The sequence below is a fragment of the Leptothermofonsia sp. ETS-13 genome, assembly GCF_049200465.1.
Lineage (GTDB): Bacteria > Cyanobacteriota > Cyanobacteriia > Leptolyngbyales > Leptolyngbyaceae > Leptothermofonsia.
In genome coordinates this window covers 2,177,810-2,198,456 of sequence record NZ_CP120836.1, presented here as the reverse complement: position 1 = coordinate 2,198,456, position 20,647 = coordinate 2,177,810, and the positions used below count along the sequence as shown (strand labels likewise).

24 protein-coding genes and 3 pseudogenes are annotated in these 20,647 nt (G+C 49.5%); 10 read left to right on the top strand and 17 right to left on the bottom strand.

Annotated elements, in window-relative coordinates; genetic code table 11:
- Window positions 1–22: 22 nt before the first annotated feature.
- The 5 genes from P4D80_RS09865 to cmr1 form a co-directional block, all read right to left on the bottom strand.
- The gene (locus P4D80_RS09865) at window positions 23–415 is read right to left on the bottom strand and encodes a hypothetical protein (protein ID WP_421658963.1); all 393 of its coding nucleotides are present in this window, start codon (window positions 413–415) and stop codon (window positions 23–25) included.
- Window positions 400–1,407 (bottom strand): hypothetical protein, encoded by a 1,008-nt coding sequence (locus tag P4D80_RS09860; protein ID WP_421658962.1) that lies wholly within the window; start codon window positions 1,405–1,407, stop codon window positions 400–402. Before P4D80_RS09860 ends, P4D80_RS09865 begins: the two co-directional genes overlap by 16 nt.
- On the bottom strand, window positions 1,352–1,741 hold the full coding sequence (locus P4D80_RS09855; RefSeq protein ID WP_421658961.1) for a Uma2 family endonuclease: 390 nt from the start codon (window positions 1,739–1,741) through the stop codon (window positions 1,352–1,354). The genes P4D80_RS09860 and P4D80_RS09855 overlap by 56 nt, the downstream gene beginning before the upstream one ends.
- Window positions 1,742–1,833: 92 nt before the next feature.
- Window positions 1,834–1,995, bottom strand: a complete 162-nt coding sequence (locus P4D80_RS09850; protein WP_421658960.1) for a hypothetical protein — start codon at window positions 1,993–1,995, stop codon at window positions 1,834–1,836.
- Between the two features lie 23 nt (window positions 1,996–2,018).
- Complete coding sequence (gene cmr1, locus P4D80_RS09845) at window positions 2,019–3,101, bottom strand: type III-B CRISPR module RAMP protein Cmr1 (RefSeq protein WP_421658959.1); 1,083 nt, start codon at window positions 3,099–3,101, stop codon at window positions 2,019–2,021.
- Window positions 3,102–3,769: 668 nt separating this feature from the next.
- On the opposite strand from cmr1, the gene P4D80_RS09840 reads away from it, so the two are divergent.
- A complete protein-coding gene (locus P4D80_RS09840) occupies window positions 3,770–4,423 on the top strand; it encodes a transposase (RefSeq protein WP_421658958.1) in 654 nt (217 codons plus the stop codon).
- A 135-nt stretch (window positions 4,424–4,558) separates the two neighbouring features.
- Here the strand turns inward: P4D80_RS09840 and P4D80_RS09835 are convergent, their stop codons facing one another.
- A complete protein-coding gene (locus tag P4D80_RS09835; RefSeq protein ID WP_421658957.1) occupies window positions 4,559–4,984 on the bottom strand; it encodes a hypothetical protein in 426 nt (141 codons plus the stop codon).
- A gap of 243 nt (window positions 4,985–5,227) precedes the next feature.
- Here P4D80_RS09835 and P4D80_RS09830 point away from each other — a divergent pair.
- From P4D80_RS09830 to P4D80_RS09820, 3 genes and pseudogenes are all read left to right on the top strand, one after another.
- Window positions 5,228–5,960: pseudogene (locus tag P4D80_RS09830) on the top strand (phycocyanobilin:ferredoxin oxidoreductase).
- A gap of 121 nt (window positions 5,961–6,081) precedes the next feature.
- Window positions 6,082–6,405, top strand: a complete 324-nt coding sequence (locus P4D80_RS09825) for a hypothetical protein (RefSeq protein ID WP_421658956.1) — start codon at window positions 6,082–6,084, stop codon at window positions 6,403–6,405.
- Window positions 6,406–6,656: 251 nt separating this feature from the next.
- On the top strand, window positions 6,657–7,289 hold the full coding sequence (locus P4D80_RS09820) for a Crp/Fnr family transcriptional regulator (RefSeq protein WP_421658955.1): 633 nt from the start codon (window positions 6,657–6,659) through the stop codon (window positions 7,287–7,289).
- Here P4D80_RS09820 and P4D80_RS09815 read toward each other — a convergent pair.
- Entirely contained in the window at window positions 7,284–8,519 is a 1,236-nt protein-coding gene (locus tag P4D80_RS09815) for a septal ring lytic transglycosylase RlpA family protein (protein WP_421658954.1), read from the bottom strand. The genes P4D80_RS09820 and P4D80_RS09815 overlap by 6 nt on opposite strands.
- 173 nt (window positions 8,520–8,692) lie before the next feature.
- Window positions 8,693–9,403: a two-component system response regulator RppA gene (gene rppA, locus P4D80_RS09810; RefSeq protein ID WP_421658953.1), complete on the bottom strand. Its 711-nt coding sequence runs from the start codon at window positions 9,401–9,403 to the stop codon at window positions 8,693–8,695.
- A 141-nt stretch (window positions 9,404–9,544) separates the two neighbouring features.
- On the opposite strand from rppA, the gene hisG reads away from it, so the two are divergent.
- The gene (gene hisG / locus P4D80_RS09805) at window positions 9,545–10,189 is read left to right on the top strand and encodes an ATP phosphoribosyltransferase (protein WP_421658952.1); all 645 of its coding nucleotides are present in this window, start codon (window positions 9,545–9,547) and stop codon (window positions 10,187–10,189) included.
- Here the strand turns inward: hisG and P4D80_RS09800 are convergent.
- The 3 genes and pseudogenes from P4D80_RS09800 to smpB form a co-directional block, all read right to left on the bottom strand.
- On the bottom strand, window positions 10,186–10,335 hold the full coding sequence (locus P4D80_RS09800; protein WP_421658951.1) for a hypothetical protein: 150 nt from the start codon (window positions 10,333–10,335) through the stop codon (window positions 10,186–10,188). The genes hisG and P4D80_RS09800 overlap by 4 nt on opposite strands.
- A gap of 245 nt (window positions 10,336–10,580) precedes the next feature.
- Window positions 10,581–10,823, bottom strand: a pseudogene (locus tag P4D80_RS09795) (IS1634 family transposase); the annotation flags it as partial.
- Between the two features lie 663 nt (window positions 10,824–11,486).
- The gene (gene smpB, locus P4D80_RS09790) at window positions 11,487–11,954 is read right to left on the bottom strand and encodes an SsrA-binding protein SmpB (RefSeq protein ID WP_421658950.1); all 468 of its coding nucleotides are present in this window, start codon (window positions 11,952–11,954) and stop codon (window positions 11,487–11,489) included.
- Window positions 11,955–12,235: 281 nt separating this feature from the next.
- On the opposite strand from smpB, the gene P4D80_RS09785 reads away from it, so the two are divergent.
- Complete coding sequence (locus P4D80_RS09785) at window positions 12,236–13,120, top strand: M48 family metallopeptidase (protein ID WP_421658949.1); 885 nt, start codon at window positions 12,236–12,238, stop codon at window positions 13,118–13,120.
- Between the two features lie 450 nt (window positions 13,121–13,570).
- Here the strand turns inward: P4D80_RS09785 and P4D80_RS09780 are convergent, their stop codons facing one another.
- The 6 genes from P4D80_RS09780 to P4D80_RS09755 all read right to left on the bottom strand — a co-directional run bounded on the left by P4D80_RS09780 (window position 13,571) and on the right by P4D80_RS09755 (window position 16,663).
- A complete protein-coding gene (locus P4D80_RS09780) occupies window positions 13,571–14,329 on the bottom strand; it encodes a metallophosphoesterase family protein (RefSeq protein ID WP_421658948.1) in 759 nt (252 codons plus the stop codon).
- Window positions 14,330–14,648: 319 nt separating this feature from the next.
- Window positions 14,649–14,903: a DUF1995 family protein gene (locus P4D80_RS09775; RefSeq protein ID WP_421658947.1), complete on the bottom strand. Its 255-nt coding sequence runs from the start codon at window positions 14,901–14,903 to the stop codon at window positions 14,649–14,651.
- Entirely contained in the window at window positions 14,890–15,381 is a 492-nt protein-coding gene (locus P4D80_RS09770) for a DUF1995 family protein (RefSeq protein WP_421658946.1), read from the bottom strand. The genes P4D80_RS09775 and P4D80_RS09770 overlap by 14 nt, the downstream gene beginning before the upstream one ends.
- Window positions 15,382–15,401: 20 nt before the next feature.
- Entirely contained in the window at window positions 15,402–16,025 is a 624-nt protein-coding gene (locus P4D80_RS09765; RefSeq protein ID WP_421658945.1) for a dihydrolipoamide acetyltransferase family protein, read from the bottom strand.
- Complete coding sequence (locus tag P4D80_RS09760) at window positions 15,967–16,302, bottom strand: E3 binding domain-containing protein (RefSeq protein ID WP_421658944.1); 336 nt, start codon at window positions 16,300–16,302, stop codon at window positions 15,967–15,969. Before P4D80_RS09760 ends, P4D80_RS09765 begins: the two co-directional genes overlap by 59 nt.
- The gene (locus P4D80_RS09755) at window positions 16,256–16,663 is read right to left on the bottom strand and encodes a biotin/lipoyl-containing protein (protein WP_421658943.1); all 408 of its coding nucleotides are present in this window, start codon (window positions 16,661–16,663) and stop codon (window positions 16,256–16,258) included. Before P4D80_RS09755 ends, P4D80_RS09760 begins: the two co-directional genes overlap by 47 nt.
- Window positions 16,664–17,113: 450 nt before the next feature.
- Between P4D80_RS09755 and P4D80_RS09750 the strand changes: the two are divergent.
- The 4 genes and pseudogenes from P4D80_RS09750 to P4D80_RS09735 all read left to right on the top strand — a co-directional run.
- Window positions 17,114–17,267, top strand: a pseudogene (locus P4D80_RS09750) (transposase); the annotation flags it as partial.
- Between the two features lie 108 nt (window positions 17,268–17,375).
- Window positions 17,376–17,573 carry an NAD(P)H dehydrogenase subunit NdhS gene (locus tag P4D80_RS09745; RefSeq protein ID WP_421658942.1) on the top strand — a complete coding sequence of 66 codons (198 nt, stop codon included), beginning with the start codon at window positions 17,376–17,378 and terminating at the stop codon, window positions 17,571–17,573.
- A gap of 93 nt (window positions 17,574–17,666) precedes the next feature.
- Window positions 17,667–18,326 (top strand): HAS-barrel domain-containing protein, encoded by a 660-nt coding sequence (locus P4D80_RS09740; protein WP_421658941.1) that lies wholly within the window; start codon window positions 17,667–17,669, stop codon window positions 18,324–18,326.
- Between the two features lie 88 nt (window positions 18,327–18,414).
- The gene (locus P4D80_RS09735) at window positions 18,415–20,544 is read left to right on the top strand and encodes a cation:proton antiporter (protein WP_421658940.1); all 2,130 of its coding nucleotides are present in this window, start codon (window positions 18,415–18,417) and stop codon (window positions 20,542–20,544) included.
- The last annotated feature ends 103 nt before the right edge of the window (window positions 20,545–20,647 follow it).

Below are 20,647 nucleotides of genomic sequence, written 5' to 3'. Positions count from 1 at the left end.
CGACAAGATTCTGCCGTTATTATCAGTGATTCAAAGGATATAAATTCTCTTCTGCTAAACAACTTAGGTCTATCATTTCTGGATTTCCACCATTTTTCAGCCTGCTGGTATAGCTTTTTGTTGTGTGTTCTATCTTGACCTTGTAAAAAAGTTTTGTATTGTTTTTCAGTTTTGATTTGAAGTTACCGTCATCATTCAGAAATTCTGATTTGAGGCTACCATCCTCATTCAAAAACTCTGGCTGTTGAGCTGGTGTTGATTTATCCTCCAAACATGACCAATCTGCTCGAATTCCAAACTGAATGACATCGTTTAACGCTGCAACCCCAAAACCGCTGCTGGTCTTTGCCCCGAAGCCATAGACCGTAAGCATCGCTTGTACACCTTCGGCAACTAGTTTCAGATCTGCAGCCACTTCATTCCTTTGTTTCTTTTCTTCCTTCTTTCGTTCTTCTTCAGTGACCTGATTCTTTCAGACCTCCAAAAGGGGACATACAGAATCACCAATTCGCCTGTTGCACCGATCGGAACGCACTCAATCAAAATGGGATTTTTGCCGGTGCCTTTTTTGCGATCGTGGGGGTTAATCACCTCCAACCCAATCTTGTCAAAAAAAGTTGGATAAAAATAGAGCCGTCCCGCAAAGAAACCAGATGACGCAATATATCGCCGGATATAACGTCGATACCAGCGGGCTAAATGATCATCACCTAAACTATCTAAATAGCTTTCCAGTTCCCTATCGTCTATATCAATGCCTTTTTCAGTGCCAAACAGTCGCGCAATGCTAATGCGTCTAGCAAGCAACTCTTTTCGATGAGTACGGCTAGTCTTATCATCGATGTTGCACCACCATTCAACCAACTGTTGGATCATGGCATTGTGTAATGCCCCTTTCCAACTGGTGGAGGCAACCATTGGGGTTTGAAACACCTTGTCTTTGCGGACGGGGTTATCGAGCAGGTGAAAGGCGCGATCGTCTTTGCTCAGGTAGGGTTTCCGTAGTTTGAAGGGGATACGTAGCATGAAGCTGAGGCGGGGCAGGCGATCGAGATCAGAGAGTTTAGGCAGAAATTGAAATTCAGTCGGAATGGATTTGGCAGTTAAGTGAAATTCAGTCGGAATGGATTTGGCAGTTAAGTGTTTTTGCCAAACGCCACGGATGTGATTTTTATGCTCAAAGCCTTTAGCTTCATACCACAAATAAGACAAGTGAGGCTCAATCTGAACTAGTTCTTTAGCAGATTCTTCTATCTTTTCTTCTGCTCTTTTCTTTTCTTCTGCTCTTTGCTGTGCATTTTTGTCCTTGCACTGCTTCGCTTGCTCAAACTCCGCTACAGATTGATCAAGTTCATTGAATAAATTGCTCAACTGCTCTTTTCGATAGGCATAATAATCGTATTGCATTGCGCACCTCTGGATCTTGCATTTGCACGCCTTCGTAAATTTCCTCCAAGCGAATCGCACAATCAACAGACATAAAATCTAATGCTTCTTGCTCCTCTCGATAATCTTTGAGTAACCAGTATCCCTCTGCTGTTTTGGTAAATTGCTTAACATAAACCTGATATTGATCGACCAGTACATACTCCTGAAACTCTGGAGTGGTGCGGTAGGCATCAAACTTATCGCCCTGGTCATAGTTGCGGGTGCTTTTGGATAGAACTTCGATTATCATCCGAGGATTGGTCACGGTGTCTATTCGATCGGCGTAATATACAGGTTCCCCCGCAATCACCATCACATCGGGATAGGTGAATAGCCGCTAAGTTGGAACCCAGAGTCGCACATCTCCAATAAAAACCTTATAAGGTTGCTGGCGCAGGGCAAATTTTAGATGAGCATAGAGGTTGCCTGCGATTTGATTATGGTCAGTGCTGCCACCCGTAATGGGTACAATTTCCCCATTACGTACTCGCTTTTATCTTCTGCAACTTCTTCCAATGCTAGATATTCCTCTGGAGCGTAAAGCCTGGGCTGTATGTGGATAACCATCTGCTTACCTCCTGATAATTCAATTAACTGTTTGCATGGCTGTTCTCTTGAGGGTTTAATAAGCTACACAAAAATGATTGGACATCATTTTCATTGGGTGTAACTGTATCTCTCGGTGAGTTCATCTCACGCCAAACCTGTAAAGTGTAGTTTTTGTTCAAATGTTGATGAATTGTATCCATGACTTTCTCCCTGTTCCAGTCATTTGTGTACAGATCCTTTTCAGGATTATTCTTTAAGCATACTTTTGCTGATTCAGGAATCCAGCCCCAAACACGCATTACCGTGGTTCCATTTTCATTGTAAGGACGGGAGATTTTGATCTTGGCAGCTTGGCGATCGTCTTCCACTGTGCCCATGATGAAGTGGCGTAAACTCTTCAAATTATCTGATTCAGCTTGTGGTCTGAATAATTGCCGGAGGTCATACTTCAAATTAAAAGTATCTTCTTCGGTAAAATCTTCTTCGGTAGAGGCTTTGTTTGAATCCTTAGGTTGAATTTTTGACAAGAAAATGTTGTGTAGTGAAGGCAGATCTGGATATTCATGCTTGTCTTCTACTTGTTTGAGCCAGTCATAGAGGGTTTGCGTATCGATACGACTTCCTCCTTCTACCTGAATCACGCCAAAGCCCATCTGAGGACGCGCCCCTAACGCTGACCAATCTGCAATGAATTGAATTAGCCCAACAACGATCTCTGGATTAAAGTTTAGATGCAGACTTTGAACCTGAACGGTGAATGTGCCTGATATCGGCTTTTTTTCTCGAAGCCACCTTGAGATACGTGTTTTTGTTTTACCCTCTTTATCCTTATAGTCATGTTTGGATGAGACGATTTTATCAGATTGAGTGTTGTCCTGAAGCACTTCTAACCGAAATCGGCGCTTTTGCCCTTCTGCGCCAAAAACTTTGCAGACCTCACAAAGTCCGTTTTTGGATGAGCATTTTTGCTCGGTTGGATCGCAGGCATTGCCTCCCATTCCCCGTACCAGCACTTCCATCCACCAGCGCAGGCTACCCAGGATGCCGGTTTCGTGAATGCGATCAACTTCGCCGTCTATGCCACCTGTCCAGAGATGAGTGAGAGTTCGAATTTTGACTTCCATCTTTCCCTGAGCAACATGTCCAAATACAACTGAGATCTTACACCAGTTTCAGTAAGGGTTTGCCCAAGGGGGAAAAATCTGAAAGAAGGGGGGTAATCAAAATTCAATTGAACGGTTATGGAAACTATTGCTCAACACGCCCAAGGGTTAGTCTATAGTTTTGTCTAATACTTAATGAGTATTAAAAATGAGTATTAAAAAGCCAGCTTCAGCACAATGATGGGGCTGTTTTTAGCAGCTCAGGGGCATCCCCGACCCCAACCCACCCCAATCAAGTCAGCCAGTTCGTTAAGTCGGTTTCTGAATCACTATTTGTGGTCAACTCGTGCTGTGATTCGCACGACACGCTAAACGATAGTGCCGCAAGTCGTCCAGCATTCGTCTGCGTCAAGACTGGCCCTTGCGAGTGGTGATTGACCTGACGAGTCTAGAGAAGTGCAGCAAGTTCTTACAGTTATAGCTCTACGCGGGAGCGTTAGGACACTGGAATTAGAGAGGGAGTGGGGGCTTCGCCCCCAGCCAGGGGTTCCCCCCCTGCACCCCGTCCTAACCATAATGGCTACCGCTTTATAGCTCTACGCGGGAGCGTTAGGACACTGGAATTAGAGAGGGAGTGGGGGCTTCGCCCCCAGCCAGGGGTTCCCCCCCTGCACCCTGTCCTAACCATAATGACTACTGCTATATATCTAGAAATGGGTCAGTGGCGGATGTATTGGAGTTTTCGTGTTTGGCGTGGCAAGGGATCGGCCAGTCCATCGCAACTGGCGTGCATATTGTTGGCACAGGTTCCAGTTGCTTTGAGTCGGGGTAGGACGGTCATTGTGCTAGCAGATAGCGAGTTTGGCCTAGTCGATTTTCTGGCTGCAGTCAGAAAGCGGTCTTGGCGAGCGGTGGTGGGAATGCGCTGCAACCGCAAACTGGCAGATGGATGCAACCTCAAGCAGCTTTATCGCAACGGCAAGCGTGGACAGCAAGTCTATTTAGAAGGTATCTCCTATCCACGGACGGGCTCCTGGTTTTGGCTCAAACGAGCCGAAGGCAAGCGAGAGTTGCGCTTTGTCGTTTCCATTCATTCCTATTCCGGTGTAGATTTGGTCCGGCTCGGACGCAGACGTTGGTCCATTGAGGGCTTCTTCAAAACCATCAAACATCGCTTTGGCCAATCGACCAAACTCGGTGTCTATCGCTGGCCGATTTTTGCCTCGATTGCCTATCTCTTAGCGCATTGGATCGACCAATGGTCTTTGCCACCAGTTTTGGACTGGAAAGCTGCCAGTGATTTAGCTTTGAAGAGTTTGTTCCCTTCGATTGTCTGGTTTTAGTTACTCCAAACTGATCCGATGCTATACCGAAATTGCTGCTCAACAGGGGTTCAATATTGTTCTCCAACCCTTGTTACATTGGGCTTATCGAGAATGCTGCAAGATCTAAATCGATGCATTCTTTGAGAACATCCGTTACCGCAGGTAATTTCTGAGGGGATGCCAGTCCTTATCATCTAGGGTGATTCGTCGAATCGCAGCCTGTCCAAGCACTTTAGGAATCGCTTCGCTGAAAAAGCGCCGCTCCAGCAGCATATTGGCCCAGTTCATGACAGAGGCTTTCTCCGACATATTTGTGGATGTTCTGGCAGATGTAGAGCAGCAAATCTTGGACTGCTTCATTGTAGATTTCCTGATAGCGTCCGGGAAATTGGATCCGCTGCGGGTAACAAAGCCTACCTGATCGCAAGATGCCATTGACCAGTTGTCTGAGCGCAATTTGTCGCCTGTGGGAGCAGGGGGGCACTGCTGGGCGGCGATCGCAGCTGGTTCAGTTACTTGTGGAATTCGGGGTTGCTGAAAAGCCGTATGAATCGAAACGAAATGTTGAGTATACAGCATCTATATTCATACCCAAATTCAGCAACGCCTTTTTTCGACAAGTTAGTAGAACCGGAAGAGATAGGGTAGAGAGGGGCAGTTGGTGATAAAGTCGAAAAATTGGGAGTCTGTAAATTCTCCTGTACCCTGTTCTCCTGTCTTACTCATTTTCCCCTTGCCACCTGTCGCCTTTCCCTTCCCCCTTCCTGTCTTCTTTCCTCTTTTTTCTTCCTTCTTTCTTCCTTCTTTTTCTTTCTTCCTCCCATGTCGCCTTCCTCCACTTCCTCCCTGCGTGAACAACAGCATCCTGCCATTCGTCAACTGGCCAATGCTATTGAAGCCGTGTGGCAGCGTCATCTTGATCTGTCGCCTTACCCCCTCCCGACTGAACTGGGCTATGTGGAAGGGCGATTAGAGGGGGAGAAGCTAACGATTGAGAATCGCTGTTACCAAACTCCCCAGTTTCGTAAGCTACATTTGGAACTGGCCAGGGTTGGAACGTCGTTAGATATATTGCACTGCGTTATGTTTCCCAGAGCCGACTATGCCTTACCCATGTTTGGGACGGATATTGTGGGTGGACGGGGACAAATCAGTGCGGCGATCGCCGATCTGTCTCCCACCAGTGGCGATCGCACCCTGCCCGCAGAGTATCAGCAGTCATTAACAGCCCTTCCTTCGATTCAGTTTTCACAACCGCGGGATTTGCCGCCGTGGGGCGATATCTTCTCAGAATTTTGTCTGTTTATTCGCCCAGGCAGTGAGCCTGAAGAAGTGGCCTTTGTCAATCGAGTGGTGGAGTTTCTGGAGATTCATTGCCAGCGGGCGATCGCGACTCAACCGACCCCCGAAAAAACAGGCAGAAATTCTAGCAGGGCAGCGCTACTATTGCACCAAACAACAACAAAATGATAAAACTCGTCGCGTTCTGGAGAAAGCATTTGGTGTAGACTGGGCCAATCATTACATGACAACGGTGCTGTTTGATTTTGGGTAAACTCGACTTTTCTGATCTTGCTACCTTTCCTCATGCCTCAAATGGATAAAGTCGAGCTTAGCAGGGTGAATTGAAACTCAATGCCATTGAAGAGTCAATTAGCAGTCACATGAGGTGCGGGATGGCAAAGATTAATCAGCCTTTGCCCTGGGAATTTAACTCAGATAAACCCTTTTTGCCAATTTCCTACGAGGGTGAAGTGATTGGGTTTTGCCGATCAGACTATGCCAGCCAAATTGTTGAGACGCTAAATGACGATGATAAGCTACGCAAAGCGTTATATCTGGCCTGCTATGACCTGATTGCCCGCTCAGGCGGTAGTAGGAGCAGCATTAACGAATTGATGCAGCAGTACATCGCAAAAAGCAACCCGCCCCAGGCGCGGAACGGGTGCGATCGTCCTTCTGTTGAAAGAGCGTCAGGCAGACCTCGATCTAACCGATGAGGAATTTGCCAAATTCTGTGACACGTTCCGCCTATCCCCTAAAGAACTCAGAAGCATTTGTGCTGGAGCTGATATCGAAAATACCCAACTGTCTTCCCTATCCCGTATTCTGGGTATGACCATAGATGAATTGATTGAAGTCTGGAGAGGAAAGGAGTAAGAAACTTAACCTGGAGCCAACCTGTTAATTAACTTCCCTTGAGATGGGAAAGCTAAACTGCAACTCAGGCTCCTTTCATATTGGTACCTGTATGCTGCAAACCCACTCCTCTAGAGCAGAGATTCAGCCTGATCTTCGACAACTTCTGGAGGAAGTTTATCAGGGTCGGAATTTATGCGCCTACCGCTCTGGGCAAACAATCCCAATGAATTCTCAGGATATTTGGATTGTCTGCCGGGGTGTTGTTCAGCTCACTACACTTTATCCAAGTGGAGATGAAGCGCTGCTGGGTCTGGCAGGTCCGTCAATGCCGTTTGGTATACCGCTGACGCTCATTCATCCCTATCAGGCATCTGCCCTAACCGATGTGGATTTGATGAGTTTCTCAATGGCAGAGATTGAACAGTCTCCAACCTTAGCCAGAGAAATTTTTCGGCATCTCGGTCGGCGGTTGCGGCAAACCGAAGCAATGCTGGCGATGGTGGGTTGCCGCCGGGTTGAAGATCGGTTGCGGCAATTGTTGTTACTCCTACAAATGGAGGTGGGGCAGCCGGTAGCCGAAGGAACCCGTCTCAGCGTCCGACTGACCCATCAACACCTGGCCAGCGCTATCGGAACGACTCGTGTAACGGTGACCCGCCTCCTTGGTCAACTCCGGGAGGAAGGACGACTGATGATTGACGACAGCCGCCATATTATTCTGCCGCTTGGTGTCAACCTATAGCATTGCAATGGTTGGTGAAGTCGGGTTTAAGACAGGCTCCATAATCATTGCTTCGATAGGTACCACCCCTTCCATTTCGCTGCCCAGGTAGCGGGCTGCTTCCCGGGAAAGGTCAAGGGTGCGATCGTCGATGTAAGGTCCCCGGTCATTGATGCGAACGATGACTGACTTTCCATTGAGCAGGTTGGTCACCTTGAGGTAAGTGTCGAACGGCAATGAGGGATGGGCAGCGGTGAAGGCATTCTGGTCAAAAATCTCGCCTGTTGCTGTTAGCCGTCCATGAAAGTAGGGACCGTACCAGGAAGCGGTTCCTGCGATCGCTTCTCCGGTTGCCCTTAACCCATACATCCTTTCCTGAGCTTCTACCAGGGATAAGGGAGGTTCTGACAAAGCCGAGCGCAAATTGTTGGTCCATTGGATCGCCAGGAGTTCAAGATTGCATGCTCCCACTGGTAACAGCTTCCTATCAAGACTGAAGAGTAAGCCATCTCCCAATTTTACCGCCGGCAAGCGATTAACCAGGGCAGGCTGTAGTTGGGAAGGCTGCAACTTTACAGTTTTCAAAACTTTCTCCAGGCGTTGGGCGATCGCAGTCGCCTGTCGCCGATCCAAAACTTCGCCAATCACATAGCCACGAAATTTCACCTGAAAGTGCTCCGGCTGGTCAATCCCTGAAGATTCACCTTCCGATTGTGTCAGAGAGCAGCGTCCCAATATTGACCGACTGGATTTTTCAACTTTAATTTCAGAAGAACGGATATTTTTGACCGGAGTAACTTTTGTGGGCGCTTTTAGTGGAAGAGAAGCTGGTGCCTTGAGAGGAGCCTGGAATCCAGACAAAAAGCTTTTCAGCGTTACGAATAGCCTGCCTGAGTATATTTTCGGTTGGGAGGGGGCGATCGCTGGAGATGACTGATTGAAAGCCACGACAGGAGGTGTTCTTTTGAAAGATAAAGAAACCTTACCTGCTCTAGAAAGTTTGTTGCTGCCATTCTTCACCACAATTCCCAGACCCTTCTTGCCTGATACCTGAGCAAGAGAAGCTGACGCTGATGTTCGCTGAAGTTGAGCCGCGACTGCAACCAATGGGCTATAAGAATAGTCGGCGTCAGAGGTTGATTGAACCAGTAGAACGCAGGTCGGATAACCAGGTGCTTTCAACAGGTCTTGACTGGATGAAAAGAAACACCCTACCCAAGAAGCGACCCATACGAGTCCAAAGATTGGCATAGTGATTTGTTATGTGGATGAGATGCACAACAGTTAGAAAAAGCTGTGTTAGATAATACATTTCCCAAAAGCTTTGTTAATTTATCACAAAATAGATTTTTTAGAATACTTTTTTCAGGCTCTAAGCCCTGAAAGTCCTGCTATGTAGGGATTAGGGCCTCTTTAATAAAATTTCAAAGTTTCTTGACATTTGAACCTTCTGTGTCGCATAGGCGATAGCCCCTACCGTAGACCGTGTTAATCAATGGAGACTCGCCCTCTGTTTCAATCTTGCGGCGCAGTAGGCGAATTTGGGCCGCTAGAGCATTGCTGGTTGGCTTCTCAGCGCTATCTCCCCAGAGGTGTTGATGAATCTGGTCGTGGGTCAGAAGCTGATTGGGATGGCGCATCAAGTATTCCAGGAGTTGTGTTTCTTTTTCAGAAAGCTCGATCGCCCGTCCATGGCGATAGGCTAACTGATTAGCAGGGTCAAGTTCTAGGTCATCTATCCGCAAACGTTGAGAGGGGGCTGGTGGCTCCAGCGTTGGGGGGCGGCGCAGCAGCGCCCGCACTCTGGCCAGCAGTTCCCGCAGCTCAAAGGGTTTGATCAGGTAATCGTCGGCTCCAGCATCGAGCCCCTGTACCCGGTCGTCAATGGTATCTTTCGCCGTGAGGAAGAGAACGGGAATGGTGTCACCCCGCGATCGCAGCTGTTGGCAAATCTCTAACCCAGATAGTTGAGGCAGCATCCAGTCCAAAATCAACAGGTCATAATGGTTTTCCTGTGCCATTTGGCTCCCCCTGCCGCCATCGTAGGCCACATCAACCACATACCCCTGCTGCGTCAAAATTCGACTTAGGGGGTCAGCCATTTCTGCTTCGTCGTCAACCAGGAGAATTCGCATAGGGGGAAAGCTTGTTGACTAAGTTGGTCGGGTTTGCAATAGATGGAGGAATGTGTGGGATAGGGTGTAGGGTTATTAATGGTTAATGCTATAAAACCATTTTCTTTCATTCCCCATTCCTAATCTCTCCCCTAATTTTCTATGCTGACCGTTGCGCTTCCCAAAGGTGCCCTTCTAGGTGATAGCATCCAGTTGTTGAAGTCAATTGGATTAGACTTCAGCGCCTTCCTAGAACCCTCCAACCGGCTGTTGCAGATTGCAGACCCAACAAACACTGCCAAAGCTTTACTTGTAAGGAATCATGATGTTCCGGTGTATGTGGAATACGGTCAGGCACAACTGGGCATTGTGGGTTACGATGTGCTGCGGGAAAAGGTACCCCAGGTTGCCCATCTGGCAGATCTAGGCTATGGCAAATGTCGCATGTCAGTAGCAGTCAAAAAGTCCAGCCCCTACCGTTCCGCTCTGGAGTTGCCGCTGTACGGGCGGGTAGCCTCAAAGTTTGTCCACTGTGCCCGTGAATATTTCAATAGTTTGGATTTGCCGGTAGAGATTGTGCCCCTTTATGGGTCTGTGGAGTTGGGACCCATTACGGGTATGTCAGAGGCAATTGTCGATCTGGTGGCAACAGGGACAACCCTGCGAGAAAATGGCCTGATCGAAACCGATGTGTTGTTTGAAAGTACTGCTCGGCTGATTGCTCATCCGTTGAGCTACCGTTTGGATACCGATAACATGGGTGAATGGATTGAAAAAATTCGAGCAGCGACACAATTGAAGGTTTAGGGATTGAAAATAGACATTGTGGTGGCGATCTCAACCCCACCGGCAAGCTCCCGCTCAAAGATAAATTCGCTGTAGTCTGCCAGATTATCAAGCCCAACAACCGTCAGGAGGATTTCAGCCGCCAGCCAGATAGTTGCTTTGGTCATTATTTTTTTCCAGTAGCTTATCATCGCTGTGACCTCCTTTTGGAGCACCTGGTCTTGCGAAGCCGCATTTGTCTTCTAAAGACTCTTCAGATCTGAATGAGAGGAATGTGCGAACCGTTACAAAAGTTTGTTTGTATCCTGGTTCCATGCTTCTCAGATTAAGGAGCGATAGAGAAGAACTGGGGAAGTTTCTTATCTAGGCCACATTTCGCACTTCTAACTGGCACAAAAGCATTAACCCAGTCTCAACACAACAAGTAGTACTGGCGGCAAATGGAACCGAGAAATTGGAGAGTCCGTATGCGATCGTCAGATAGATTCACCATCTGCTTAACCCTACCTAGCTCCACAAAGTGGAATGCCATCAAGCACTGAAACACTCAGCGTAAGATTGGATATTGGGTGCCTTTGCCCAGTTGATCAGGCAGAGTTTGATTAGCCTGTTTCAACACCTAACGCAGTTGGCGTTGTCCAAGGTTGTACACGAGGCGGAATGTCAGTAGAGAAACTTAGTGATGCAGAAATCTCAGGCAAATCTTAAGTAAGTGAGATAGTAAAGCCTAAAAAAAGCGTGCTCTCAAACCGCCTAAATGTGTGACATTCACGTTCGTTTGCCCCTTGACAACAAGAATCACCATTTTGTGAAAATCCTTTAATACCAATGCTGTCGGGAGTTTTCTGCACCACTAAGGGAGAGAGGCGTTGCTGAAAAGTGGGATGAATTATAGCGGTAGTGATTGTGAGTAGGACGGGGTACAGAGGTGGAACCCCTGGCTGGGGGCGAAGCCCCCACTCCCTCTCTAATTCCAATGGCCTGATGCATCCGCGTAGAACTATAAAACGAAGTTTCAATTCATCCAGCACCTTTTTCATCCCCAGATTCAGCAATGCCAGGTAGAGAAAACGAGAACACTGTTGACCCAGACCTGTTTTTAATGATGAGGAATCATCAGTAAGCAGACGAACACTCGCTTTAACCACTCACTTTAACCATTGCTTTAACTGTTTATTTGATTGGAGAGCTATCAACCGGAGATAAAGAATGGATGGAGCAGATGAAGAGAGAAAATCAAGCACAAAAATCAGGCATAAAGAGTAGAGAATAGGGAGTCGCTCAATTCTCCGGCGATATAAATCAATCACTGCAACTCCTAACGGTTTTTCAGTGCCCTTTGCATATTGCGCTGGTCTTCCCGCTTCCGGATATCTTCCCGTTTGTCGTGCAGCTTTTTGCCCCGCACCAGAGCAATCTCCACCTTGACCCAACCGCGCTTTAGATACATTTTTAATGGCACTAGCGTTAATCCTTGTTGTTCCACCTTGCCGGTCAACTTGCGGATTTCATCCTTGTGCAGCAGTAGCCGACGAGTGCGGCGGGGATCATGATTAAATACCTGATTTGTAGTTTGATGGGGAGAAATTTGCACATTCAGTAACAGCGCCTCACCACTGCGAATCAGGGCGAATCCATCTCTCAGGTTGACTTTCCCAGCCCGAATGGATTTCACTTCTGTCCCCTTCAACTCAATCCCTGCTTCATAGGTTTCCAGAATTTCGTACTGGAAGCGAGCCTGGCGATTGTCGCTGACAATTTTGTAGCTTTCGGTCTGGTCTGCCATGCGATTGAAGCGCGTGTTGCGGGTTATGTTGCGGATTAGTTTAATTACAAAACAACGTGAAATACCCCCAGATCAAGGTGGAACTTTGATGGAAGGGGCCTGCCATTGAGGAACAAAATGTTACTTCCGACAGTCAAAAATCTCGTTTTACCTAGGGCATTTTTGATTATATAGCGGATAGCCATCAGGCTTAGGACGGGGTGCAGGGGTTGGAACCCCGGCTGGAGCCGAAGCCCCCACACCCACTTAAAGCCCATGTCCTGAGCGACTTGGCGACAGCTATGATTTGCAACACGTTCTTCCTCCACCTGGTTATGTTTAATCCATTTTCTACCCTCTCCCGCCGCTCCCGTCGCTGGGTTTATCCTTTAATTTCCTTTGTGGTAGCGTTAGGCCTTTGGTTGGGACAGCCTGTGGTGGCCAGGGCAATTTCCTGGGGTGACTTAATTTTGCAAGGCATCCAGGTCATTCAGCTGTCTAACATTTCAGACAAACAAGAAGTGCAAATTGGTCAGCAGATTGATGCCCAACTTCGTCGCCAGATTCACCTCTACCGTGACCCCAGGGTTCAGCAGTATGTCGATGAAATTGGTCAACGGTTAGCTGTTCAAAGTAGTCGTCCCAATATTCCCTACACATTTCGGGTTGTCGATAATTCCAGTATCAATGCATTTGCCACAATGGGCGGCTTTGTTTACGTGAATACCGGACTGATGAAACTGGCGGATAATGAAGCCCAGCTTGCCAGTGTAATTGGACACGAAATTGGACATGTTGAAGGACGGCATGCCATAAACCAGATGAAAGATCTGGCGATCGCCCGTGGCGTAGCTTCCCTGGCTGGGGTCAATCGCAATACACTGGTGAAACTTGGAGTTGAACTGGCACTACGACGCCCCAATAGCCGCAGTGATGAGTTTGAAGCTGATCAACTGGGGCTACGTACACTGACACGGGCAGGCTACGCTCCATCCGCTATGGTTGCATTTATGAACAAACTGCTACGGAAATCCTCAACCCCGACGTTTCTTAGTACCCATCCGGCGACAGGGGACCGGGTTGCCCGCTTACAACAGGCCATTGATCCCAGCCGCGCCAACGTGGGGGATGGGTTGGATAATGCCGCTTATCGGGCACGGTTGCGATCTTTGTCCACACGCTTGTAGGTATGGGCACTAAAGTAGTCGCGTTGGATAATGCCGCTTATCAGGCACGGTTGCGATCGCTCTCTTAAGTTGTTAGTTGTTATACCAATTTAAACAATTTTGACGGCAGATGCTTGATGGAGGGAGCCAGGAGTCAGAATAAATCTTACTTCTGGCTCCTAGCTTCTGACTTCTCAAATCCTTGATCTGTCCCATTTCAAAGATCAAATTGGTATAGCTCTACGCGGGTGCGTTAGGACATTGGAATTAGAGAGGGGCTGGGGGCGAAGCCCCCAGCCAGGGGTTCCACCCCTGCACCCCGTCCTAACCATAATGACTACCGCTATATTAGTGAGAGGCGAAAGGGGTGACGGAGTGGGAGGGTGATGAAGGAATGGAGTAACGAAGGGATGGATGTAAAGAGTAACTATCCTATCCACCCCTCACCCCTCCACCCCTCCACCCCTTTCCCTACAGCCGCAGAGCTTGTCGATTGGCAGCCACCTGCTCTGGCTCAATCTGGGTAATGGCTTCATCCAGGGGCAGAATGCGGACACAGCGCTTAAATACATTGGCCTGGTAAACTCGCCGATTCGTCATATCTAGCCCCGTCAGCCAGCCGCTCTTGGGATGATAGGCACCCGTATCAATATCTAACCAGCCACACCCCTGGGCTAGTTCGCCGGGGGCAACTCTGGGCAGGGTGAAGGTAATGGTGTGTCCTGTAATAATCAGCTTATCAGGAAAGTAGGGGCTAGACATGCTGTGAAACTCGTCCCGAATCCAGCAAAACTCCTGGGCAGTTTGGGCTTCTAATGGCAACCGGGGGTGAACACCCGCATGAACCAGCCACATATCATTCAAATCCAGGTGAACGGGTAGGGTCTTAAACCATTCCACGTGATCCAGCAGGGTGGTAGCGTCTGCATAGCTGGCAACGGTCGCCCGTCCGCCACTGTAGAGCCAGGCTTGGAGAGCGGGGGTAAAGGCCCGCCCACCAGGAAACGCATCCAGCATGAGCTGTTCATGGTTACCCAGAAGGCACTGGTAACGGCTCTGCTGAACAAAGTTGACTACCTGAGCGCTGTCAGGACCCCGGTCAATCAGATCACCCAGAAAGTAAACCTGGTCGTTGGCACCCGGTGCGATCGCCTCCAGTAAGGTCATGAGTCCTTCGTAGTGACCATGAACATCGCCAATGATAATGCGACGATGGGGAGCCTCAGTCATGCGATCGCCTTTGGTAAATCCTGAACAATTAACAAGCCCACGGAATTGATTCTAATCAATTCAATTGGACTGATGAATCCATTAGACCATATCAAAGAGTCGTGATTTGAATCACCAGGCTCATTATGCCCCAATTCCTCTGGGCACTCTCATTCTGCGTATTAAACATCACACTTTGCCCCTGGAAATTCACTAAGTCTTAATTGATAGGAGTTTTGAGCATTAGTCTCCGGTCAAAACTGACAGGATAGGGATTGAGCTGTTCGCAGCCCTATCACCCCAAAACTGGCGGCTGACTTCTGCTGATCTGGCACTCTCCTTATTGACCCAGGGCTTTGAGCATTCGCTGTAGATCGGCGAAGAAGCCACCGCGCTTTACCCCTTCCCGTGAACCCATGGCTTGAATCAAAATCTGGTCTAGTTTTTCGGCATCGGGTTTCAGGTGCTCTTCTCCCACCAGAGTATAGCTGCCATCAGCAACTTCCAGCCAAACCTGCCAGGGAGAGGGGTAACACCGCATCAACACCGCCTGTTCCAGAGGCCGCAGATAATAGCAGGGTTCAAAGGTGTTCAAAAACCGTTCCCGGATTTTTTCGAGCAGCGAAACCAATCCCAACGGTGCCCACATCTTCCAGTCGAGGGTTGAACAAAATGGCTGGACGCTCGCCAGCGGCATTACAGACCTGCTCAACGGGTGAAATTTCAACTGCGGAAGGAGCGACAAACAAAAAGGCTTTGTCCTCTGGCGTAACCAGTTCTTCCACGGGCGTCGTTTGGCGAGAACCGGCTACGTCTAAGCTTCCAATCTGGCACAGAACCTCTGCCCAATCCCGCCGTGCCAGGGCAGCCGCGCCTGCATCTGAGAAGAATACCTTCAGGTCAGCTCCCAGGTTAGAGAACATCGGCAAGTACTGGAGTGCCGTTGGCATGGGCTTCAGTTCCGGAAGCAGCAATTCCACTTGCAGACGGGTGTAGCCTGCCGCGATCGCCGCCTGGGTTGCACTCTGAGCCTGGGCGATCGCTTCTTCTAGTGTTTTAGGGAGTTCTGCCATTGGAAACGATGGGAAGTTTACTAGAGGGTCAACGACTGTGGATCGGTCTCAATCAGCCTGGCCAGATCTTTCAAAAATGCCGCTGCATGGGCACCGTAGATCACGCGGTGATCACAGGTGATATTGACCTGCATCCGTCGCCGAATGCCCATCATGCCGTCTTCTGTGGCAACGACTGTCGGCAGGGATGCGCCCACAGCAAGGATGGAGCCCGTTCCGGGGGGGAGAATGGCATCGAAGCGATCGACTCCAAACATCCCCAGATTGGACAGAGTAAACGTGCCCGAACTGTACTCTTCTGGCTGAAGCTGCTTTGCCCGCGCCCGCTCTACCAGATCTTTCCAGGTGCGCGATAGAGAGTAGATATCAGTCTTGTCTGCATTCTGGAGTACAGGCGTGATCAGCCCACCATCTTCCATCGCAACTGCCAGGGCAATGTTGATCGAGCTGGGGTAGGAAATGCTCTGATCCACATAGCAGGCATTGAGCAGGGGATGCTTTTGCAGTGTCATCGCGACGGCTTTCGCCAGCAGCACTGTCATCGTGACCCCCTTGGACTTGATCTGTTTATAAAGGTTGTCCAGGTTATCGGTTGTGATGGTGTAACCAACATGGTAGGTAGGCACTTCCAGGCTTGCCACCATGTTTCGCACCACCGCGTTTTGCAGGGTTGTCAATGGCACCTTTTGCCCCGGAACGGCTGGGGCAGGGGCGGCAACCGTAGGAGTTGTACGGATAGCGGCAGGAGTGGGGGGCGGGTGGGGGAGCCGCCGTGGGAGCTACTGGAGCTTTGGCAACCGCTTTGCCTGCGGCGGCTTCCACATCCTCTGCCACAATTCGCCCGTGAGGACCACTTCCCCGCAGGGAGCTGAGGTCAACCTTGAGTTCCTTGGCCAGCTTGCGGGCACGGGGAGACGCCACAATTCGACCGTTTCCGGCAGTACTGCCGTTTTGAGCAGGGGGTTGCTGGGGCCGTGACGCCAGCAGCAACCGCTTTGGGGTCAGCCGCTGGGGCACTGTCAGTTGCAGGAGCAGCGGCCCCTTTGGATTGGGCCTTTTGTTGTGCTGCTTCAATTTCGGCTTCTGTTTCAGCAATGAGGGCGATCGCCGCCCCAACCGGAGCAGTTTCACCCGCAGGCACTAAAATGACTCCTAAATAGCCTTCATAGAATGACTCCACGTCCATATCGGCTTTGTCAGACTCAACCACTACAATGGTTTCGCCCTTTTCCACCCTGTCTCCGGGGGATTTGACCCAGGAAACAATCTTTCCCTCAGTCATGGTGGAACTTAGCGCTGGCATGAAGACTTCGTTGATCATGGAGGCAATCTCAGGTCAAAACATTACGGTCAGGATTCGCTATTCCATTCAACAATTTGCGTTGAATGGAAACTCATCAAATTCTATCGGATTACAGCCGAAAAACCTTTACCCACTTGCAAAATTAACCTCCCTGGTGTCTCTCCCTGAATGCTTAACACGTGACACGAGTCGGTTGAGCTCTCCCCAAACCTCTCTCCGACGCGGAAAGGGGCTGTGAACTGGCTCTCCTTGCTTGCCTGTAAGGGATGCCAGCCAGTAAAACTCTTATTCGATAGCAGTTTCAGGCAGTCCTGTCAATCATCCACACAATTTACTCACAATTGAGAGTTGAGATCAGTAATCATCTTGCATTGTTGCCTCCAGAATCATCCGTATCGTTTAACGAGGCTCTGACTGAACTGGTTTGTGCTGTTACGACCCTATCTCAGGCGGGCCCCAAAGCATTGAAGAGGTGCTGCCCTGGCCTATCTCAAGGGCGTATCAACCAGAGATTTCTCAGCAGCCTTGGCATCGTTGCTGGGCGCTAACGCTGATAGGGGTGTCTGCCAGCACAACTAGCCGTTATTGCTCCCTATCTATCGTTCATACCGTTTACTCCCTATCTGTCTACTGGTTCCAATCCCTTGAGTGCTTGTAAGCTAATGGATGAACATCAAGCATTAGAAAAGCAATGATTCTTCCAGGTTCAGCCGTTCGGGTAATTAATCCTCAAGACACCTATTACATGTTTCAGGGCTCTGTTCAGCGGGTAAGTGATGGTAAGGCTGCTGTCCTGTTTGAAGGGGGTAACTGGGACAAACTGATCACCTTTCGCCTATCTGAGCTGGAAGAGGTAGATGTCACGGCAGGCAAGAAGAAGGGGAAATAGAGAAAGCTTTGAATTTTGAGTTTTGAGTTGTAAATTAGAACAAATGAATTATATTAACTCAGAGCTGAGAATTCAAAACTGGTAACGATTCCTATGCGTCTTCCGCTGCCGCAGTTTACGATGGGCGATCGCCGCCCAAATCACATTGCTGAGGTGATTGAGACGGCAACCACCGAGTTTTTAGCTCAGTGTCTGGAGCCGGAAGATTTAAGTTTTCCTGCGATGCCGCCCTTTGGTAGTTGGGTCAAGGCTATTGACGAAGAGTCGGGCAATCAAATTTATGCGGTGGTTTATTACGCCACTACCAGCCCCATTGATTCGGTTCACCGGGCACGGGCATTAGGGCTTTCCCTACAGGAGTTGCGGGAGCAGCAGCCGCAGATTTTTGCCATGTTGAAGACGGAATTTCGGGCGGCGATCGTCGGGTTTCAACTTCCGCTGGAAAACAGCAATGGGGCAAGTTCGCTCACTTATCAGCACCTGCCACCTCGCCCTCCTCAGGTGCATCAGGCTGTCTATTGCTGTAACCCAGAGGAAATTGTTGATTTCAGCGAAAAACTAGACTTTTTGCGCACCCTGCTGCAAATGGGTGGAGCCCCTGTGGATGCATTAGTGGCCGCAACAATTCGTGAGATTTACAATCTGCGCCGGGCAGATCGGCGCTGGCTAGTACAGGCCGGACGCCATCTGAGTTTGCTACTGAAAGACGACTACGATCGCCTCCGCATCATCCTCAGTCAAGTTCATCTCTAAGGTAGATCTTCTCAATAAAAGGCATAGAGCTTCTATCCTTCGAGCTTCAGGTGTGTTACAGAGATAGAGTCTACCTGTCTTTCTTCCTATGGAAACAACTCTGCAAGTTCTTCAGAAAGAACCGATTGTTCCCTTTGCGGTTCTGCTGGCCGTCATTCTGGTGGTACCCCCTTTGTTTGAACGAATCCGCCTGCCTGGTCTGGTGGGGCTATTGGCAGCAGGGGTATTACTGGGTCCCAATGGGTTGGGATTACTTCAGGAAAAATCACAGGCGCTGAAACTGCTCTCAGATATTGGTCTGGTCTACCTGATGTTTGTGGCGGGTCTGGAGGTAGACCTGGAGCAATTCAACAAGACCAAGCATCGCTCTATTGGATTTGGCATCTCTACATTTCTGGTGCCCATGATTGTGGGAATGATTGTGGGGCGGACGTTTGGCTTTGGTTGGAATGCATCTATCCTGATTGGTTCACTGTTTGCTTCCCATACACTGCTGGCTTATCCCATTGTCAGTCGCCTGGGGGTGGTGGGCAATGAAGCTGTGACAATTACTATTGGAGCCACTATCTTTACTGATATTGGCGCGTTGCTGGTGCTGGCGGTATGCATTGGTATCCATGCGGGGGATTTCACCCCTCTGAAATTGGTGACGCTACTGGGGTCGCTGGCCATCTATACGGTCATCATTCTGTTTGGCTTCAACTGGGCTGGGCGGGAATTTTTTCGTCGCTCTGGGGATGAGGAGGGCAATCAATTTTTGTTTGTCCTGCTGGCAGTATTCCTGGCGGCGGTCGGTGCCCAGTTGATTGGCGTTGAAAAGATTGTAGGGGCATTTTTGGCGGGGTTGGCGGTCAACGGAGCTCTGGGGCACGGCCCAGTCAAAGAGAAAGTAATGTTTGTCGGGAGTGTCTTGTTTATCCCCATTTTTTTTGTGGACATGGGGCTGCTGATTAATGTGCCAGTGTTTATTCGCAGCCTGACAACCCCCCAAACCCTGGGATTGACAATGGCAATCGTGCTGGGGTTGATCTTCAGCAAATTTCTGGCCGCATTTATTATTGCCTGGATCTATCGCTACAACTGGCGGGAAATGATGGTTATGTGGTCGCTATCGATGCCTCAGGTGGCAGCAACGCTGGCGGCGACGCTGGTTGGCTTTCGGGCGAACCTGCTGACTGAAGATGTCCTCAACAGTGTGATTGTTTTAATGTTGGTGACATCGATTTTGGGGCCTATTCTGACTGCTCACTTTGCTCCAGACCTAGTGGTAGCAGACCTGGAACCAGCGGAGGTTACGGATTCTCTAAATTGGGATGAGAGCGAGGATAATTCATTGACGGTCGTTGTGCCCGTCTATAACCCAAAGACCGAGCGGTACTTGCTGGAACTAGCAGCATTATTAGTTCGGAGTCATTCCGGGCGCATCGTACCACTGTCGATCGCCCCCGGACACATCCATATGAACGATCCGCAACTCACCAATACCCTGAAACGGAGTCGGGCCCTACTGGCAGCTGCGGTAGAGTTGAGCCGGGAGATGGGAGTTGAAGCTGCCCCCCTGATCCGGATTGACGATAGCATTGCCCAGGGAATTAACCGTGCCAGTCGGGAGCAAAATGCCAGCCTGGTTGTAATGGGATGGGGACGCCGCACAGGGCTACAGGCTCGCTTATTTGGCAACGTTATTGATAGTGTACTGTGGGGGTCCCATTGTCCAGTTGCCATTTCGCGTTTGCTGGAGTCTCCCACAGCTGTGCAGCGAATTCTGGTACCGATTGAAAACTTGACACCGCGATCGCTTTGGGTCATGCGGTTTGGGCAGGTATTAGCTGAATCTACACAGGCGCAAGTCACCCTACTGCATGTGTCGGATCCCAGCGCCACGGGGCACTTTGTTAATCGCTCTGGAGAGGGCAGGATTGCTTGGGTGCGTTCTCAACTGGAACTGATAGCAAATAAAGTCTCGCCTAGCGCACCGCCACAAATCGAAGTCATGTCAGATGATGATGTCGTGAGAGCGATCGCCACCGTTTCCAATTCTTACGATCTGGTGATTCTGCGCTCCTCTTCCCGTCGTACCAGTGCTGGAGGATTAGCTGTCAGCGACATCATGACCCGCATTGCTGAGCGGTTAACCTGTTCGGTCATCATGCTGGGAGAACCTCAATTGGGTGCGACTGCTGGCTTGATTGGCGTAGACCCTGGAAAGATAAAGTAACCACCTTTTGAGTTGACCTAGGGAGGGTGGATAGGTAGAAGGGTGGGAAGGTGGAGGGCTAGATAGGCGACTCCTCCACTCTCCCACGCATCCACTCCATTAC